This window comes from Streptomyces sp. NPDC002490, assembly GCF_040296045.1.
Lineage (GTDB): Bacteria > Actinomycetota > Actinomycetes > Streptomycetales > Streptomycetaceae > Streptomyces.
Map to the genome: position 1 here is coordinate 12,383 of NZ_JBEOWM010000067.1, position 17,107 is coordinate 29,489.

At 71.9% G+C, this 17,107-nt stretch carries 20 protein-coding genes and 1 tRNA gene; 15 read left to right on the plus strand and 6 right to left on the minus strand.

The annotated features are described in order from the left end of the window. Positions 1-43: 43 nt before the first annotated feature. Positions 44-658, minus strand: coding sequence for an ATP-binding protein (locus ABT092_RS28190; protein ID WP_351248797.1), 615 nt, complete (start codon positions 656-658; stop codon positions 44-46). Beyond that, complete coding sequence (locus ABT092_RS28195) at positions 625-984, minus strand: hypothetical protein (RefSeq protein ID WP_351248799.1); 360 nt, start codon at positions 982-984, stop codon at positions 625-627. The genes ABT092_RS28190 and ABT092_RS28195 overlap by 34 nt, the downstream gene beginning before the upstream one ends. A gap of 354 nt (positions 985-1,338) precedes the next feature. Here ABT092_RS28195 and ABT092_RS28200 point away from each other — a divergent pair, with 354 nt between their 5' ends. Both ABT092_RS28200 and ABT092_RS28205 read left to right on the plus strand, forming a co-directional pair. Further along, positions 1,339-2,190 carry a helix-turn-helix domain-containing protein gene (locus ABT092_RS28200; protein WP_351248801.1) on the plus strand — a complete coding sequence of 284 codons (852 nt, stop codon included), beginning with the start codon at positions 1,339-1,341 and terminating at the stop codon, positions 2,188-2,190. A 15-nt stretch (positions 2,191-2,205) separates the two neighbouring features. After that, positions 2,206-2,412, plus strand: a complete 207-nt coding sequence (locus ABT092_RS28205) for a DUF397 domain-containing protein (protein WP_351248803.1) — start codon at positions 2,206-2,208, stop codon at positions 2,410-2,412. A gap of 102 nt (positions 2,413-2,514) precedes the next feature. On the opposite strand, the gene ABT092_RS28210 is transcribed toward ABT092_RS28205, so the two are convergent. Beyond that, positions 2,515-4,125, minus strand: a complete 1,611-nt coding sequence (locus tag ABT092_RS28210; RefSeq protein ID WP_351248805.1) for a helicase HerA-like domain-containing protein — start codon at positions 4,123-4,125, stop codon at positions 2,515-2,517. Between the two features lie 132 nt (positions 4,126-4,257). On the opposite strand from ABT092_RS28210, the gene ABT092_RS28215 reads away from it, so the two are divergent. Both ABT092_RS28215 and ABT092_RS28220 read left to right on the plus strand, forming a co-directional pair. Further along, complete coding sequence (locus ABT092_RS28215; RefSeq protein WP_003949502.1) at positions 4,258-4,554, plus strand: type II toxin-antitoxin system VapB family antitoxin; 297 nt, start codon at positions 4,258-4,260, stop codon at positions 4,552-4,554. A gap of 122 nt (positions 4,555-4,676) precedes the next feature. Then, positions 4,677-5,336: a LytR C-terminal domain-containing protein gene (locus ABT092_RS28220; RefSeq protein ID WP_351248807.1), complete on the plus strand. Its 660-nt coding sequence runs from the start codon at positions 4,677-4,679 to the stop codon at positions 5,334-5,336. A 52-nt stretch (positions 5,337-5,388) separates the two neighbouring features. On the opposite strand, the gene upp is transcribed toward ABT092_RS28220, so the two are convergent. Further along, complete coding sequence (gene upp / locus ABT092_RS28225) at positions 5,389-6,024, minus strand: uracil phosphoribosyltransferase (protein WP_351248809.1); 636 nt, start codon at positions 6,022-6,024, stop codon at positions 5,389-5,391. A 128-nt stretch (positions 6,025-6,152) separates the two neighbouring features. Here upp and ABT092_RS28230 point away from each other — a divergent pair, with 128 nt between their 5' ends. From ABT092_RS28230 to ABT092_RS28270, 9 genes are all read left to right on the plus strand, one after another. Further along, on the plus strand, positions 6,153-6,344 hold the full coding sequence (locus ABT092_RS28230) for a hypothetical protein (RefSeq protein ID WP_351248811.1): 192 nt from the start codon (positions 6,153-6,155) through the stop codon (positions 6,342-6,344). Positions 6,345-6,697: 353 nt separating this feature from the next. Further along, positions 6,698-7,240, plus strand: a complete 543-nt coding sequence (locus ABT092_RS28235) for a tRNA adenosine deaminase-associated protein (protein ID WP_351248813.1) — start codon at positions 6,698-6,700, stop codon at positions 7,238-7,240. Positions 7,241-7,345: 105 nt separating this feature from the next. Further along, the gene (gene tadA, locus ABT092_RS28240; RefSeq protein ID WP_351248829.1) at positions 7,346-7,777 is read left to right on the plus strand and encodes a tRNA adenosine(34) deaminase TadA; all 432 of its coding nucleotides are present in this window, start codon (positions 7,346-7,348) and stop codon (positions 7,775-7,777) included. A 75-nt stretch (positions 7,778-7,852) separates the two neighbouring features. Beyond that, a tRNA-Ser gene (locus tag ABT092_RS28245) sits at positions 7,853-7,940 on the plus strand. 266 nt (positions 7,941-8,206) lie between these two features. Beyond that, positions 8,207-10,135, plus strand: coding sequence for a hypothetical protein (locus ABT092_RS28250; RefSeq protein ID WP_351248815.1), 1,929 nt, complete (start codon positions 8,207-8,209; stop codon positions 10,133-10,135). A gap of 324 nt (positions 10,136-10,459) precedes the next feature. Then, positions 10,460-10,678 (plus strand): hypothetical protein, encoded by a 219-nt coding sequence (locus tag ABT092_RS28255; RefSeq protein ID WP_351248833.1) that lies wholly within the window; start codon positions 10,460-10,462, stop codon positions 10,676-10,678. Between the two features lie 55 nt (positions 10,679-10,733). After that, the gene (locus ABT092_RS28260) at positions 10,734-11,027 is read left to right on the plus strand and encodes a Dabb family protein (RefSeq protein ID WP_351248817.1); all 294 of its coding nucleotides are present in this window, start codon (positions 10,734-10,736) and stop codon (positions 11,025-11,027) included. A gap of 582 nt (positions 11,028-11,609) precedes the next feature. After that, positions 11,610-12,428: an RNA polymerase sigma factor SigF gene (locus ABT092_RS28265; RefSeq protein ID WP_351248819.1), complete on the plus strand. Its 819-nt coding sequence runs from the start codon at positions 11,610-11,612 to the stop codon at positions 12,426-12,428. Positions 12,429-12,671: 243 nt separating this feature from the next. Next, positions 12,672-13,589: an RNA polymerase sigma factor SigF gene (locus tag ABT092_RS28270; protein WP_351248821.1), complete on the plus strand. Its 918-nt coding sequence runs from the start codon at positions 12,672-12,674 to the stop codon at positions 13,587-13,589. Positions 13,590-13,715: 126 nt separating this feature from the next. Here ABT092_RS28270 and ABT092_RS28275 read toward each other — a convergent pair whose 3' ends face one another. Further along, positions 13,716-13,934, minus strand: coding sequence for a hypothetical protein (locus ABT092_RS28275; RefSeq protein ID WP_351248823.1), 219 nt, complete (start codon positions 13,932-13,934; stop codon positions 13,716-13,718). A 281-nt stretch (positions 13,935-14,215) separates the two neighbouring features. Here ABT092_RS28275 and ABT092_RS28280 point away from each other — a divergent pair, with 281 nt between their 5' ends. Both ABT092_RS28280 and ABT092_RS28285 read left to right on the plus strand, forming a co-directional pair. Next, positions 14,216-14,701, plus strand: coding sequence for a MarR family winged helix-turn-helix transcriptional regulator (locus tag ABT092_RS28280; protein WP_351248825.1), 486 nt, complete (start codon positions 14,216-14,218; stop codon positions 14,699-14,701). Positions 14,702-14,769: 68 nt separating this feature from the next. Continuing rightward, positions 14,770-16,266 carry an MDR family MFS transporter gene (locus ABT092_RS28285; protein ID WP_502968523.1) on the plus strand — a complete coding sequence of 499 codons (1,497 nt, stop codon included), beginning with the start codon at positions 14,770-14,772 and terminating at the stop codon, positions 16,264-16,266. Between the two features lie 14 nt (positions 16,267-16,280). On the opposite strand, the gene ABT092_RS28290 is transcribed toward ABT092_RS28285, so the two are convergent. Beyond that, entirely contained in the window at positions 16,281-16,982 is a 702-nt protein-coding gene (locus ABT092_RS28290) for a TetR/AcrR family transcriptional regulator (protein WP_351248831.1), read from the minus strand. Between the last annotated feature and the right edge of the window lie 125 nt (positions 16,983-17,107).

Sequence of the window (17,107 nt, forward strand, 5' to 3'; positions counted from 1 at the left end):
TGGGGGCGGAGCCCCCCTGCCACTGCCCGGTCGGGCACGGGGTTCACCGTGCCGCCCGCAGTCCGTCAAACACCCGTTGCAGCAGGGCCGCGGTCGCCAACCCCTTCACCGCCTCGTTCGGCGGACTGGTCGCACCCGGCACCCGATGGGGCAGAACGAACTTCGCCACGGTCGGCACCACCTTCCTACCGAGCGGCAACCGTGCCCACACCACCTTGCCGCCGACATCGGGGCGGAAGACGTCCCATCCCTCGCAGACGTTCTCCACCAGGATCAGACCTCGCCCGCCCTCGGTGTCGAGCGATACCGCCTGCCGTCTCGGCAGAGCAGCGGAACCGTCCCAGACCTCGGCGTACAGGTGGGCATCGACAATCCGCAGCTGCACCCCGATGACGTGCCGTGCCGTGATCTCCCACGTCATCGGCGCGCGGTCGGCGAACCCCACCGCCTTGACGGCGTTGCCCACCAACTCGGAAGTCACCAGCATCACTTCGTCCGCGACTTCTGCCACGCCCCAGTGTTCGAGCAGAGCGCGGACGAACATCCGCGCGACCGGTACGGCCGTGGGCACGGCAACCAGGGTGATGCTGTTGGCGTACGGCGATTCGAGATCGGCCGGGGCAGTCATCGCACGCCCCTCGGCATCGTGGGCGGACATGACGGCTCCTCGGATCCGGCGGTGACGATCCAGACCTGGCCGCTGATCTCGTCCTTGAGCAGTTCAGCCACGAGACACGCAAGCAACGGCAGGGTGTTGAGGTGATCGGGGGACGGAACAACCACGCTCTGGACGTCGTCCCGCAGACACCGATCGATCAGGCCGCGAAAGGCGGCGACGCCCCGCGGCTCGACCTCGACGGACAGGGGGCCGAGCGCGAACCCCTCGGCTTCCGCGAGAGCGGACAGTCCCCCTATCAGGCGGGCCTCGTCCGCGTCGCCCGTTCCCGGCAGGCGACGTAAGTAGCCGTAGATCAGTGGCTCCATGCTCAGCCCTCCCTGCGTGGAGGACTGCCCGGACGGCGGTCGCTGTCGGCACCCCGCCAGGGCAGCCGTTCTTGATCTGCCCGCACAGCAGAGTGACTCGTCCCAAAGGCAGGTTCGGAGCGGGCGACAGCGAACGAGGGCGACGCGCCACTTCCAGGGCAGCGCGCAGCCTGACGCCTGCATCTCCGATCGTGACGAAGAACACCATGCTTGCGTTCGCCTAATATGCCTCTGCATGCCCTGAAGACGCAAGACTGTGAATGCATACATTGCATTTGCTGTCTGGCTTGCTGACAGGAACGCCTGTCGGCCACACTCGCTCCGACGAGCAGTGCAAATGAAGGGACGGGGCACATGGCCCAGATGCCGACAGCTCGTCTTCGCCGGTTGGCGCGAGAGATGCGCAGACTTCGCAGCGAAAGCGGTCTGACCAGGGAAGACGTGGCGACGCGCACCAGCGTGAACGAAGCGACTCTGTATCGACTTGAGGCTGCCAAGGGGCGTCCGCAGCGCCGAACCTTGATGGCATTGCTTGATGCCTACGGCGTGGACGATGCGAAGCGCGAAGCGATCTTGACGCTTTCCACACAGGCGAGCGAGCAGGGGTGGCTACGCCCATATCACGCCGATCTGCCCGACGAGTACGTTGGCTACATCAGCTTCGAGGCTGAGGCCCGAACCGTTCGTAACTACGAGTCGCTCTTCATCCCGGGTCTGCTACAGACCAGGGACTACGCCCAGGCAGTTGTGCGGGGCGTACTCCCGACAGCCACCGTCAAGGAGGTGGGCCAACGGGTACAGGCGCGTGTCGAACGACAGACCGTCTTCGCCAAGGCCACTCCGCTTGAGCTATGGGCGATCTTGGACGAAGCCGCCCTCAGAAGGGTGATCGGCAGCCCCAAGATCATGGCCGAGCAGTTGCACCATCTCGCCGAGATCGCCGCCGAGCCATACGTGACTCTCCAAGTCATTCCGTTCAGCGCCGGGGCACACGCGGGGATGCCTGGGAGCTTCGTCCTGATGGACTTCCCTGATCCGGGAGATCCCGCCCTCGTCTACATCGACAGCATGGCCGGTGATCTCTTCCTGGAAGCCGACGAGGACATCCGGCGATACGACCACATCTTCGACCACCTACGAGCCTTGGCCCTGAGTCCCGATGAATCGGCCAGCCTGATCGCCACGTTGGTTAGAGAGATCAGCTGAACGGAGGTACATGACATGGAGAACACAGACCTCACCCGCGCCGAGTGGCGCACGAGCAGCTACAGCAGCGGCAACGGACAGTGCGTCGAGATCGCCGTCCTCACCGAGGTGATGGCGATGCGCGACAGCAAGAGGCCCAGCGGGCCCATACTGAGGTTCACGAACGAGGAGTTCAGCACGTTCGTCACGGCAGCCCGTCACGGTCAGTTCGACCGGTCCTGACCACGAGCCCCGTCCCCGAGAGCGCTCGGCCCCGCCGCGGCCGGGCGCTCCTCACCCCCGCACCCGGACCGGGTGAATCCGAGGACGGAGCGAGAGGCCCGCTCACCGCCGCCGGGCGGTCCCGAACAACGAACGGCTGATCTCCCGCCCCAACTGCGTCCCCAGCGACCGGGTCAGGGACCTGAACACCCCGCTGCCCACCACCTGGTCCACCAACGAGGGCTCCGCCCGCTCCCGTCCCGTCCCGGTGCCCGCCGGGTCGTCGGGCGCGGGCGCCGGCTCACGAACCGGTTCGGGCGCCGGCGCGGGCGCCCGGGCGTTCAGCTTCTCGTACGCCGACTCCCGGTCCACGGCCTGCGCGTACCGCCCGTACAGCGCCGAACCGCGCACCGCCGCGTCCAAGGCGTCCGCCGGCACCGGGCCCATCAGCGACTCGGGGGCCCGCAGCCGGGTCGCCGCCACCGGAGTGGGCGCCCCGCTCTCGCCGAGCACCGTCACCACGGCCTCGCCGGTGCCCAGGGAGGTCAGCAACTCCTCCAGGTCGTACGGGGAGCGGGGAAAGGTCCGCACGGTCGCCCGCAGCGCCTTCTGGTCCTCCGGGGTGAACGCCCGCAGTGCGTGCTGCACCCGGTTGCCGAGCTGCCCGAGCACCTCGGCGGGCACGTCCTTCGGCGTCTGGGTCACGAAGAACACCCCTACCCCTTTGGAGCGAATCAGCCGCACCGTCTGCGTGATCGCCTCCAGGAACGCCGTGGACGCCCCGGTGAACAACAGGTGCGCCTCGTCGAAGAAGAACACCAGCTTGGGCCGGTCGAGGTCGCCCACCTCCGGCAGGTCGTGGTACAGGTCGGCGAGCAACCACATCAGGAAGGTGGAGAAGAGCTGCGGCCGGTCCTGCACCGCCGGCAGCTCCAGCAGCGACACCGTCCCGAGCCCCTCCGCCGAGACCCGCAGGAACTCGCCGGTGTCGAACTCCGGCTCCCCGAAGAACACCCCGGCCCCCTGCTGCTCGAAGGCGGTGAGCGCCCGCAGGATCACCCCGGCGGTGGCGCTCGACAGCCCGCCGATCGACGTCAGCTCCCCCTTCCCCTCCTCGGAGACGAGGAAGGCCACCACCGCCCGCAGGTCCTTCAGGTCGACCAGTTCCAGCCCCTTGCCGTCCGCGTAGTGGAACACCAGCCCGAGCGACTGCTCCTGGGTCCGGTTCAGCTGGAGCACCTTCGCCAGCAGCACCGGTCCGAAACTGGTGACGGTGGCCCGCAGCGGCACCCCGTGCCCGAGCCCGCCCAGTGCGTAGAACTCGGTGGGACAGCCGCCCGGCTCCCACGCCTGCCCCACCTCGGCGGCCCGGGCGCCCACCCGCTCGCCCGGCTCCCCCGGCGCCGAGATCCCGGACAGGTCGCCCTTCACGTCCGCGAGGAACACCGGCACGCCCTGCGCGGAGAGCTGCTCCGCGATCAGTTGCAGCGTCTTGGTCTTGCCGGTGCCGGTGGCCCCCGCGACCAGCCCGTGCCGGTTGAGCACCGTCAGCGGCAGCCGCACCGGGGCGTCCGGGCGGCAGGTCCCGTCCCACACCAGCGCCCCGAGGTCCAGCGCCGGGCCGGCGAAGGCGTACCCGGCGGCGATCTCCCGGGCCGGCGCGGGCAGCGTCCCGTCGGCGGGAGGGGGTCCGGATCCGGGGGGCGGCGCCGCGTCCGACTGGCTCTCACTCATCGTTCAGGCCCCTGTTTCCCGGTCCGACGCCGCGAACGCCGCCGCATTGATCCCTCGATGTGCGCTATGCACCAGCTTCGCACCGGCCCGCCGTGGCTGCGCCCGGAGAGGCTTGACCGGTAGGCTTTCCGTGTGATCTTCAAGCGCATCGGAAACGGCCGGCCGTACCCCGACCACGGCCGGGAGAGCACCCGGCAGTGGGCGGACGTCGCGCCACGCCCGGTCCGCCTCGATCAGCTCGTGACGACCAAGGGCCAACTCGACCTGGAGACGCTCCTCGCCGAGGACTCGACCTTCTACGGGGACCTCTTCGCCCACGTGGTGAAGTGGCGGGGCGATCTGTACCTGGAGGACGGGCTGCACCGGGCGGTCCGGGCCGCACTCCAACAACGACAGGTCCTGCACGCCCGCGTCCTCGAACTCGACTGAGCCGCACCCGCCGTGGCCCCGGGTCACGGCGGCGCCGCGTCCTTGCCCCTTTCGGGTCACGGGGTTCACCCTCGGATGATCGTTTAGTAGGCATTGCCGGCGCACGGCACTACGCTGCGCACATGAGCATGCTCACACCCCCCGGCATGGGCGGCGAGTACCGCATCACCGGGGGCAAGTACCCGCGGATGCGACGGGGGCCCCGCCGCGGCAGGGTCGTCCTGGCCTGCGTCGCCTCCCTCACCGCCGCGGGCGTGATCGGCTGGGGCACCCTCCAGCTCGTGGACGTCTTCACCGGCGGCGGGGACCGGGCCAGTGCCGCCTCCGGCTGCGCGGACGACGCCGCCCGGAAGGAGCCGGCCCCGGCGAAGCCCCGCGCGGTCGTCCTCCCGAAGCCCGCCGCGATCAAGGTCAACGTCCTCAACGCGACCCCGCGCAGCGGCCTCGCCAAGAAGACCGCCGACGAGCTGCGCAAACGCGGCTTCGCCATCGGCGAGGTGGGCAACGCCACCCGGCAGTACGACAAGAAGGTGCCCGGTCCGGCGCTGCTCCTCGGCGGGAAGTCCACCGCGAAGACCGCGCTGCCGGTGCTCGCCGCCCAGCTCGCCGGGGCCCAGCAGCGCACCGACGGCCGGGCCTCCGCCGAGGTCGACCTGATCATCGGCACGGCCTTCGGCAAGCTGGCCCCCGAGGCCGCCGCCACCCGCACCCTCGCCGCGCTGGCCGACCCGGCGCCGAGCCCCGCACCGTCCGCCGACCGGTCGGCGGACTGCCGCCGCTGACCCGCCCGCGGGCCCGCCGGACGGCGGCCCCGCGGCGCAGGGGCGCCCGGGACTACTCGGCGGTGCCGTACATCCGGTCGCCGGCGTCACCGAGGCCCGGCACGATGTAGCCCACCTCGTTGAGGCGCTCGTCCACCGAGGCCGTGACGACGGTGACCGGCGTCCCCGCGAGTTCCCGCTCCATCACCGCCACGCCCTCCGGCGCGGCCAGCAGCACCACGGCCGTGACGTCGTCGGCGCCGCGGCGGATCAGCTCCCGGATGGCGGCCACGAGCGTGCCGCCGGTCGCCAGCATCGGGTCCAGGACGTACACCTGACGGCCGGAGAGGTCCTCCGGCATCCGGGTGGCGTACGTGGACGCCTGGAGGGTCTCCTCGTCGCGGATCATGCCCAGGAAGCCCACCTCGGCGGTGGGCAGCAGGCGCACCATGCCGTCCAGCATCCCGAGCCCGGCCCGCAGGATGGGCACCACCAGCGGACGGGGGTGGGAGAGCTTCACCCCCGTGGTCGGGCAGACCGGCGTCTCGATGCTCACCCGTTCGGTCCGCACGTCGCGGGTCGCCTCGTAGGCGAGCAGGGTGACCAGTTCGTCGGCGAGCCGCCGGAAGGTCGGGGTGTCCGTGCGGCGGTCGCGCAGGGTGGTGAGCTTGTGGGCGACCAAGGGGTGGTCGACGACGTGGAGACGCATCCCCCCACAGTAACCGGGGCCGAAGCGGCCGATTCCGGCATCGAAACCGCCGATCGGGGGAAGGCGCGTCCCACACCGTCCCCGAGCAACCGGCGGACCGCCCGCGGACCGCCGGGGAGTGAGACGTCATGCCGAAACGATCCCGCAGTGGTGCGGAGAACGCCGGGACCCCGCCCGTCGACGCCGAACGCCGCCGGCGCCGCGCCCAGTTCCTCCGCGAACTCGTCGAGGCGAGGGAACTGCGCCGCCGGGTTCGGCCCCGTCGGGCGCGCGCGGCACGGATGCGACAAGCGATGCGCATGCGGACGTTCCGGGGCTGATCCCCCGCACCGCCGCGGCCGACACGAACGTGACGCCGAACACGTTCCCGGGGTCCGGAGGGCCTCGCCCCGCCGCCCCGCCCGGGACGCCCCGAGGGCCCGGGGCCCGCTTCCCGCCCGGGCGGGAACCGGCTCGCGAAGGGCGCGCGGAGGGTCGCGGCGGCGGTCGCCCGAGGTGGCGCGCACCCCGGGCGGAGCACGCGACGCGCACGCAGCGAGCCGAAGACCCCTCCTCCCGCTCCGGTTTCTGCCACGATTCCGACTGGGCGGGGCACGCGTACCGTTGGCCCCACCCGCAACCTCCGCCGGGGGGAACCCCAAGCGGCACGCCTCAGACCAGTGGGAGAGTCACGGTGTACTTCGCCGCACTGCTCGCGCGCACCGAAGACGGGTGGGAAGCGAGCGACACGGAACTGGACGATGTGGAGTCCCTGTCGGACCTGACCGACCTGGCCCGCGAAGCCTCGCAGGACGACGACACGGTCCTCGTCCTCCTCGAACAGGAGGACGCGTGGTTCGGGGTCGTCCGGGTCGACGGTGAGGACGACCCCCGCCTGTACGTCTCGGACGCCGTCGCCGCGTCCCGCAGCTCGTACGGGGAGATCCTGACGAACGAACTGATCGGACGGGAGTACGGCGACGACGACGACCTCGACTCCCTCGATCTCGACGGCACGGAGGACGGTGAGCCGGAGGGCTCGACCTCCGGAGGAGAGGAGTCCGGGGCCGGGACCGACGCCGAGGAGGCGGTGGCCACCGGACCCCTCGGGGACGCGAACCTCCTCGACGACCTCGGCGTCTCCGACCGGGAACTGCGCGCGCTCGACCCGGGCGACGCCCTGGGCGGGATCGCCGAGGCCCTCGGGGCCTCGGAGCTCCTCGAAGCGGTGCGCTGACCTCGCGGCCCGGCGGCACCGGCCCGGTGGCGGGCGCCGGTGCCGCCGGGCGCCGGTAGGTTGGCCACCGTGAGCGATGCGGTGCGCGGCCCCTGGGAGGGGGCCATGAGGACGGCCCTGGAGCAGGCACGGGCGGCACTCGCCGGGGGCGACGTCCCGGTGGGCGCCGTGGTGCTGGGCCCGCGGGGCGACACCCTCGCCACCGGCCACAACGACCGGGAGGCCACCGGCGACCCCACGGGCCACGCGGAGATCGTCGCCATCCGGCGGGCGGCCACCGCGCTCGGCGACTGGCGCCTCGCCGACTGCACCCTGGTGGTCACCCTGGAGCCCTGCACGATGTGCGCGGGCGCCCTCGTCCAGTCCCGTCTGGACCGCGTGGTCTACGGCGCCCGCGACGAGAAGGCCGGCGCCGCCGGCTCCCTCTGGGACGTGGTCCGCGACCGCCGGCTCAACCACCGCCCGGAGGTCGTCGCCGGCGTCCTCGCCGAGGAGTGCGGCCGACTGCTCACCGACTTCTTCCGCACCGGCCGCTGACCCCCGCCCCACCGCCCCGGACCGGGCGGCAACCGGATTTCGGCGCACGCCCGACCTTGGGGTAAGGTCTCTCCCGGTAGCGTGTCCGAGCGGCCGAAGGAGCTCGCCTCGAAAGCGAGTGTGGCGTAACCCGTCACCGAGGGTTCAAATCCCTCCGCTACCGCTCTCACACCCTCTGATCTGCGGAAACGCAATCAGGGGGTGTTCTGCGTGGTGATGTGCCAGCACGGTGGCCCTCGCGCCTCCTCCATCCTCCTCCTTGCCGGGCCTGGCACGAGGCATGTCCGGTCGCCCCATCCCCGTCGATCCCTCTGCGCCATGCCTGGGGCAGGCCCGATGAATCCCAGCACGACGGAGTGGATGTGCTGGAGGCCCGGTGAAGAGCAATCTGCCGACCAAGCCGGACGATGTGGTGGACCGGGACCGGGAGTGGCAGCCCGTTCACCACACCCCCTGCTGGTGATCGACGAGCTGCCGTATCTGCTCCAGCACTCACCCGAGATCCCAGGGCTGCTCCAGCAGCTCTACGACGAGCGTCAGCGCGGCGCCCGGCCCGGGGCCGGACCGGGCCCGCGCCTGATCCCGTGCGGCTCCGCGACGAGCGTCATGCACGAGCTGCTCTCAGGGACGAAACCGCTGCGCGGCCGGGCCGTCGTCGACGTGCGCCTCGGCCCCTTCGACTACCGGGCCAGCCGGGACTTCTGGCAGATCGAAGACCAGCTGACCGCGCTGAAGGTGCACGCCGTTCTCGGCGGGGCACCCGGCTACCGTCCGGTGGCCGCCCGCCCGCACCCCGACGACGGATTCGACGGATGGCTTGCCCGGACGCTCCTTGACCCGGGCCGGGCGGTGTACTCACGGACCGAGACCGAGCATCTGCTGCGCGAGGATCCGAGGATCACGCAGCACACGCTGTACTACGACACCCTCACCTCGCCCGACCGCAGCCCCCGCCGCGTCCCGCAGCCGGTTCGGTCGACGTTCGGTGCGTCCGCACGGGCCCGGCGTGCGGGGCCCGGCGGGACGGAGACGCCCGCCCCCTCCGGCTCCCCCGAGGAACCGCAGGTGGAGCCGGTGCGCACCGGGCAGCGGGCACGGCCCCGGGGCGCGGGGGTACCGCTCGCCCCTGACCGAAACCGGGCCTCCCCACGGGGCCCGCGGTGCGCGGGCGTTGACCGGGCACCGAGGGCGCGGTTGCATGCTGCTCCTCCGCCGGTGCGGTACCGGCGGAGGAGACCCCCTGGGGGGAACATGAGAGGGAACACGAACCGGGGCACCACCACACGGGTGCGAGCCGCACTGGGCATCGCCGTCGTCTGTTCGCTCACGGCCTTGCCGCCCGGCGCGGCATCGGCCGCGCCGGCGGACGCGGGGGACAACCGCCGGACCGGCGTCGAGCGGGTCAGCGTCGCGGCCGACGGCACCCAGGCCAACGGCGACTCCTCCGCCGCCTCGATCGCACCGGCCGGCCACCGCATCGTCTTCTCGTCGTACGCCGACAACCTCACCCCCGGCGGCGGGGGGAGGAACGAGGCGGTGTTCGTCCGCGAGTCGGCGACCGGACAGAACAGGAAGTTCGACTGGGGCCCGGCGGGGCCGGGGATGCTCAGCAGCGACGGGCAGATCGTCGCCCACCTGGGATACCGGTTCGACCACATGGCCCTCTACCAATCGCACCTGGACAGGGGGTGGTGGACGGCCTACACCTGCTCGATCCACACCTGCGAGGCGGCGATGGGCACGGGCCAGGAGCACCAGGCGTTCGGCGTCGGCTTCCGGCGCCCGGAGACCAACCAGCGCATCGAGATCCGCGACGCCGCCCTCGGCGGAGCCCTGCGGACCATCGACGTCGTCCACAACACCGCACCCACCCGACCGTCCGTCAGCGCCGACGCCGGCGTCCTCGCCTACCAGGACGGCGGGGAACGGGACGTCTTCCTGTGGCAGCGGACGAGCAACGCCGTCGCCGGCCCGATCGAGGGTCCGGCCAAGGCCGCGTCGCTGGTCCAACTCAGTGACGACGGCAGCAAGGTCGTCTACCTCTCGGGCCCCGACACCCACGTCCACGACACCGCCTCGGGCACCGCCCTGTTGGTCCCCGGCGTGCAGGGCGTGGCCATCGACCCCACCGGCCGCTACCTGCTCCACACCCCGTCCGGCACGACGGGACCGGCCCCGCTCGCCCTGCGCGACCTGGAGACGGGCACCGACGAGATCGTCACCGACCGGCCCGCCTCGGCCGGGATCGACGCCGTCAGCACGGGCGGACGTCAGGTGGTCTTCACCTCCGCGGCCGACGACCTCGTGCCCGGCGACACCAACGGCAGGACGGACGTCTTCCTCCGCACCCTCCGGTAGCCGCCCCGGCTGCCGTCCCCCGGGAACGGATGAGCCCCGTGACGCCTTCCCCCACGAAGGCGTCACGGGGCCGGTCGTTGGCGGGAGGGACGGCGACGGGGGTTCGCCGCCCCTCCCATGAGGACGCTCCCCAAGCCCGGACCGTCACCAGGGGACACACGGTGCGCTCCGGGCCCCGCAGAGGGGCTCGTCCCTGAGCCCCTCGCGGGTTCCTGCCAGACCCCGCCGGGCTCAGGTAACAGCCTGCCGCAGCGCCGGCCGCCGCACGATGGACAAAGGGCCTCCATGGGAGGGCCGTTGGTCCCGGGTTACACTGCACCGCCGGTGACGGGGGACGTGCCAGGCTGGACGACAGGGGAGGGCACCACCGTGGTGCACGCGAAAAAGATCGCTTTGTACGTCGTCGTCGTCTTCTTGCTCTACGTGATCATCACGGACCCGGCCCAGGCTGCGGATTACGTGCAGATAGGCTTCGAAGGCATCTCGAACGCCGCCCAGGCCATCGGCGACTTCATGACCTGGGTCGCCAACGGCGGCGAGTAGCCGCACCTCCGCCCGGCCCCGCGGGGCCGGCGTTCCGTTCCGCCGAGGAGTTCCCGTGATCCGTCACCTCGTCCTGTTCAAGCTCAACGACGGCGTGCGGCGCGACGACCCGCGCGTGGTCGCCGGGGTCGAGGCGTTCCGCGCGCTGGGCGGCCAGATCCCGGAGCTGGCCTCGTGGGAGTGCGCCTGGAACGTCACCGACCGGCCCATCGCCTACGACTTCGCGATCAACTCGTCGGTGGCCGACACGGACGCGCTCCAGCGGTACATCGACCACCCCGCCCACCAGGCCGCGGCGGCCCGGTGGCGCGAGTTCGCGACCTGGGTCCTGGTCGACTACCCGTTCTGAGCCCCTCCGGGCCGCGGACCTCCCGGTCCCGCCACCGCCTGCCGGTCCCCGCGCACCGAGCGGCGACACTCCCGCCCTCCACGGCCACCGTGGAGGGCTTTTCCCTGGGGAAACATGTCGCCCAACACGGCGTTTTAGGGTGCTTGCACACAGTGCACATGTCTTGTGATGCTATGACCGCTTTTGCAGGATGGTGACCCACCGTGGGAAGCCCGGGGGGACCAGCGCGACGAAGGGGTGGCGTTGACCGTGCCGGCCAGTACTGCGCCTCGCCAGGCTCCACCCCGGAACACCCCGGGCGCCGGTTCCGGCGCCCCCCGCGGCCCCGCCGAACGGACCGGGGGGCAGGAGGAGCAGGGGGAGCAGTCCGACCCCACGGCCTCCCCCGCCCCATCCGGCACAGCAGTCGCACACCTTGCGCCCCATGCACACCCCCTCGCGCCCCATGCACACCAGATTGCGCCCTCCACCCGCACCCACGCGCCCCATGAACTCCGGAACGCCCCCTGTGCCCCCGGGGGGCTCCGGACCCCCTCCCGGACCCCCCCGGAGCCTGCCCCGCCGGCCGGCTCCGCACCCGCCGTGCCCCACGCGCCCGCACCGGACGAGCCGCCCTCCGAGGCTCCCGCGCCCCCGCGCCGGGGCGCCGACACCCGGGCCCTCACCCAGGTCCTGTTCGGGCAGCTCCGGCACCTGGAACCGGGCACCCCCGAGCACACCCGGGTGCGCTGCGCGCTGATCGAGGCCAACCTGCCGCTGGTGCGGTACGCGGCGGGCCGGTTCCGTAGCCGCAACGAGCCGATGGAGGACGTCGTCCAGGTCGGCACCATCGGCCTGATCAACGCGATCGACCGCTTCGACCCGGACCGGGGCGTGCAGTTCCCGACCTTCGCGATGCCCACCGTGGTGGGCGAGATCAAACGGTACTTCCGCGACAACGTGCGCACCGTCCACGTGCCGCGCCGGCTGCACGAACTGTGGGTGCAGGTCAACGGGGCGACGGAGGACCTGACCACCAGCTTCGGGCGCTCGCCCACCACCGCCGAGATCGCCGAGCGGCTGCGGATCACCGAGGACGAGGTGCTCGCCTGCATCGAGGCCGGCCGCTCGTACCACGCGACCTCGCTGGAGGCCGCCCAGGAGGGCGACGGACTGCCCGGGCTGCTGGACCGCCTCGGCTACGAGGACCCGGCCCTGGACGGGGTCGAACACCGCGACCTGGTCCGGCACTTGCTCGTCCAACTCCCCGAGCGGGAACAGCGCATCCTGCTGCTGCGCTACTACAGCAATCTGACCCAGTCGCAGATCAGCGCGGAGCTGGGCGTCTCCCAGATGCACGTGTCCCGGTTGCTGGCCCGGAGCTTCGCGCGACTACGATCCGCAAACAGGATCGAGGCGTAGCCGGATCGGGTTGCACCCTCCGTGCGCCGGTCCGCGCCCAACAGGCCGCACATACCATCAAATCGGCACGAAACCCCCGAGTGGCTCGCGACAGGATGTCGACAAGTCACTACAGCGTGTTGCCGACATGTGACATTCTTCCGGCAGCGCGTTTGCCGGACCCCAGGCTCCGGTATTCAGGTGGAGGCTACGTTCCTTCGGGAACGGCCGGCCGCCGACCGTCAGCGACCTCAAGGGGGTGGCATGTCCGCAGAACAGGGCAGCTCGAAGGTGCTCACGCTCACGAAGAGCGAATCCGCGCCCGCCGAGCTCCACGGCTCCGAGACCTCGCAATCCCCCGTCGCCCCCGGGTCCGTCACGCTCGTCGAGCCCCCGGAGGTGCCGGCCGCTCCGGTTGCCATCGACACCCGGACCCTGTCCCGGTCCCTGTTCCTGCGGCTCGCCGCGCTGGACGAGAACAGCCCCGAACGCGCCTACGTCCGCGACACCCTGATCGAGCTGAACCTCCCGCTGGTGCGGTACGCCGCGGCCCGCTTCCGCAGCCGCAACGAGCCGATGGAGGACATCGTCCAGGTCGGCACCATCGGCCTGATCAAGGCGATCGACCGCTTCGACTGCGAACGCGGCGTGGAGTTCCCGACGTTCGCGATGCCGACCGTGGTCGGGGAGATCAAGCGCTTCTTCCGGGACACCTCCTGGTCGGTGCGGGTGCCCCGCCGGCTCCAGGAGCTGCGGCTGGCCCTCACCAAGGCCAGCGACGAGCTGTCCCAGAAGCTCGACCGCTCGCCCACCGTCCCCGAACTCGCCGCGGTGCTCGGGGTGTCCGAGGAGGACGTGGTCGACGGACTGGCCGTGGGCAACGCCTACACGGCCTCGTCACTGGACTCCCCCGCCCCCGAGGACGACGGCGGCGAGGGCTCCCTCGCGGACCGCCTGGGCTACGAGGACACCGCCCTGGAGGGCGTCGAGTACCGCGAGTCCCTGAAGCCGCTGCTCGCCAAGCTCCCGCCGCGCGAACGGCGGATCATCATGCTGCGGTTCTTCGCGAACATGACCCAGTCGCAGATCGGCGAGGAGGTCGGCATCTCCCAGATGCACGTCTCCCGACTGCTCACCCGCACCCTCGCCCAGCTGCGCGACGGACTGCTGATCGCCGACTGAACCGGCGTCCGAAGGACACCGCCCGGCCCGGGGAACGCACCCGGCCCCGGACCACCCGCGCACGCCGACCGGGCCCTCGAAGGGATGCTTCGAGGGCCCGTCAGTCGTGCGTCCGCGCGCGGACGCTCAGCCCAGCGCCAGCCAGGCGACGCCCACCAGGACCACGACGCCGACGAGGACACCGAGGATCAGACCGACCCGCGGACCGGAGGACGAGGAGGCCGCCGCCCGGGCCGCACTCCGGGAGGTGCCGCCTTCGTCGACGAAGGCGCGGAACATCTGGGTGCTGCCCGCGGGGTCGTTGCCGCCCTGAGGACCGTGCGGGGCTTGGGGGTTCTGTGCCATGGGGCAGGACACTAGCCGAATCGGCGGAGCCGTCCCAAGAGCGGGGTCGGCCCCCGGCCGCCCCGGCCTCCCGCATCGAGCCGCACCGGCCCCGCCCGCCCCTTCCGCCCCCTCCTTCCCTTCTCGTCCACGGATTGCGGCGCGCGCCACCCCCACCGCCTGCGTTCCCCGGCCCGCCCCGGGAGGTTTGCCAGGTTTTTAGCCACCCCTCCCCCCTTACATTGCCTGCGGCAACCAATTAACCTCTATGGTTGCTCTAAGCAACAAAACGAGGGAGGGTCATGGCCGCGCGGTCCGCCTATGCCGAACTGGTCCGGCAACTCAACGCCGTGGGCGCGGTGAACCGGGGGCTCGCCCGGCTGCTCCCCGCCGACTGCCCCGCCGGGGCGGCGGCCGTGCTGCACGTCCTGGCCCGCGAGGGGGAACTGCGCAGCGGCCGGCTCGCCGAACTGCTGGCGGTGGACCCCTCGGTGAGCAGTCGGCACGTCACCCACGTCACCGACCGCGGCTGGGTCGCCCGCTCGCCCGACCCCCTCGACGGACGGTCCCGCCTGCTGCGCCTCACCTCCTCGGGCGAGGCGCAGCTCGCCGACCTCCGCGCCCGCTGCACCCGGGACCTCGCCCGCCGGCTCGGCGACTGGTCCGAGGACGAGATCACCCAACTCACCACCCTGCTGGCCCGGCTCCGCGCCGAGTTCGACGGACCACGGACCACCGGCGCACCGACCGCGAACGGCGGCCGAGAACAGGAACGGACCCGCGCATGACCACCACACCGACCGGGGTGCGCGAAGGCGCCGGCGCCCGTGCGGAGCACCACGACACCGCTCCCGCCATGAGCCACCGGCAGATCATGGAGGCCCTGTCGGGTCTGATGCTCGGCATGTTCGTGGCGATCCTGTCGTCCACCATCGTCACCAACGCCCTGCCCGAGATCATCGGTGACCTCGGCGGCGGCCAGAGCGCCTACACCTGGGTGGTCACCGCGGCCCTGCTCGCCATGACCGCCAGCACCCCGCTGTGGGGCAAGCTCGCCGACCTGTTCTCCAAGAAGCTGCTGATCCAGATATCCCTGGTCATCTACGCGGCCGGCTCGATCGTCGCCGGACTCGCCCAGAACACCGGCACCCTCATCGCCTGCCGGGTGGTCCAGGGCATCGGCGTCGGCGGGCTCTCCGCGCTCGCCCAGATCGTGATCGCCGCGATGATCTCGCCCCGTGAGCGGGGCCGGTACAGCGGTTACCTCGGCGCCAACTTCGCCGTGGCGACCGTCGGCGGACCCCTGCTCGGCGGGGTGATCACCGACACGGAGTGGCTCGGCTGGCGCTGGTGCTTCTACGTCGGGGTGCCGTTCGCGGTGCTCGCGATGGTGCTGCTCCAGAAGACCCTGCGGCTGCCCGTGGTGCGCAAGCGGAACGTCCGCATCGACTGGACCGGCGCGTTCCTCGTCACCGCCGCCGTCTGCCTGCTGCTGGTCTGGGTCACCTTCGCCGGCGACGCCTTCCCCTGGTCGTCCTGGCAGACCGCGCTGATGGTCGGCGGGGCGCTGCTGCTCGGCACGGCCTTCGTCCTGGTGGAGCGCCGGGCCGCCGACCCCGTCATCCCGCTGCGGCTGTTCCGGAACCGGACGATCACCCTCGCCTCGCTCGCCTCCCTCTTCATCGGCGTCGCGATGTTCACCGGCTCGGTCTTCTTCAGCCAGTACTTCCAGCTGGCGCGCGGGCAGTCCCCCACCTCGTCCGGGCTGCTGACGATCCCCCTGATCGCCGGACTGTTCGTCTCCTCGACGGCGTCCGGGCTGATCATCACCCGCACCGGGAAGTGGAAGGCGTGGCTGCTCGCCGGCGGGGTGCTGCTGACCGCCGGGCTGGGCCTGCTGGGCGGGCTGCGGCAGGACACCCCGTACGCGTACATCGCCCTGTCCATGGCCCTCACCGGGCTGGGCATCGGCATGATGATGCAGAACCTGGTGCTCTGCACCCAGAACCAGGTGGGGCCCGAGGACCTCGGGGCGGCCAGTTCGGTGGTGACGTTCTTCCGCTCGCTGGGCGGCGCGGTCGGCGTCTCGGCGCTCGGCGCGCTCCTCTCCCTGCGGGTCGACCACCACGTGCGCGAGGGGTTCGCCGCGCTCGGCACCGCCCCCGCCCCGGGCGCCGGCGACGGCGCCCTGCCCGACCTCGACGCGCTGTCCGGACCGGTGCGCACGGTGCTGGAGGGGGCGTACGGGCACGGGATCGGGGACGTGTTCCTGGTCTCCGCCCCGCTGGCCGCCGCGGCGCTGCTGCTCGCGCTGTTCATCCGGGAGGTGCCGCTGCGGGGCCGCCGGGGCTGACCGCGGACCGCTGGTCAGCCCGTACCGGCGTCCCGGGCGTGCCGTTCGATCATGGCCTCGATGCCGGCGACGATCAGCTCCAGGGCGAAGGAGAAGTCCCGCTCCCGCATCTCCTCGACGGTGTCCCCGCCGCGCGCCTCCATCAGCTCGGCCGCCGAGTCCCACAGGACGGCCATCCCCGGTTCGTCGGAGATCGCCCCCATGGCCTCGCGGTGGTACTCGTCCTGGGTGCGGCCCGCTTCGGCGCACCGCTGGATGTAGTGGCCCTCGACGGTCCCGAAGCCGTACACGAACTGGAAGACCGCGGCGATCGCCCCCGTCTGCCCCTGCGCGGGCAGCCCCGTGGAGCGCACGATCTCCTGCACCGTGCGGGAGAACTCCAGGGAGTTCGGCCCGACGTTGAGGAAGTGCCCGGCCAGCGCCGACAGCCACGGGTGGCGCACCAGCAGCGCCCGGTACTCGCGGGCGGTGGCCCGCAGCAGTTCGCGCCACTGGGCGCGGCGGGCCGCGGGGTCCTGTGGCAGGGCGGGCAGGCGCAGTTCGCCGGTGGCCGCGTCCAGGGCCAGTTCCAGCAGGTCGTCCTTGGTGTCGACGTACCAGTAGACGGACATCGCGGTGACGTTCAGTTCGGCGGCCAGCCGGCGCATCGAGAACTTCGCCGGCCCCTGGGCGTCCAGCATCCGCACCGTGGTCCGCGTGATGAGGTCCCGGTCCAGGCCGGACGGGGACGGCTGGGCGCCGCGGCGCCGCGATGACGACGAACGCTCCCAAGGACGCGTCCCGCTTGCGGGCTGCGGCCGACTTCGTCAGGGTCCAGAGCACCGACGCCCTGCTCCCGCTC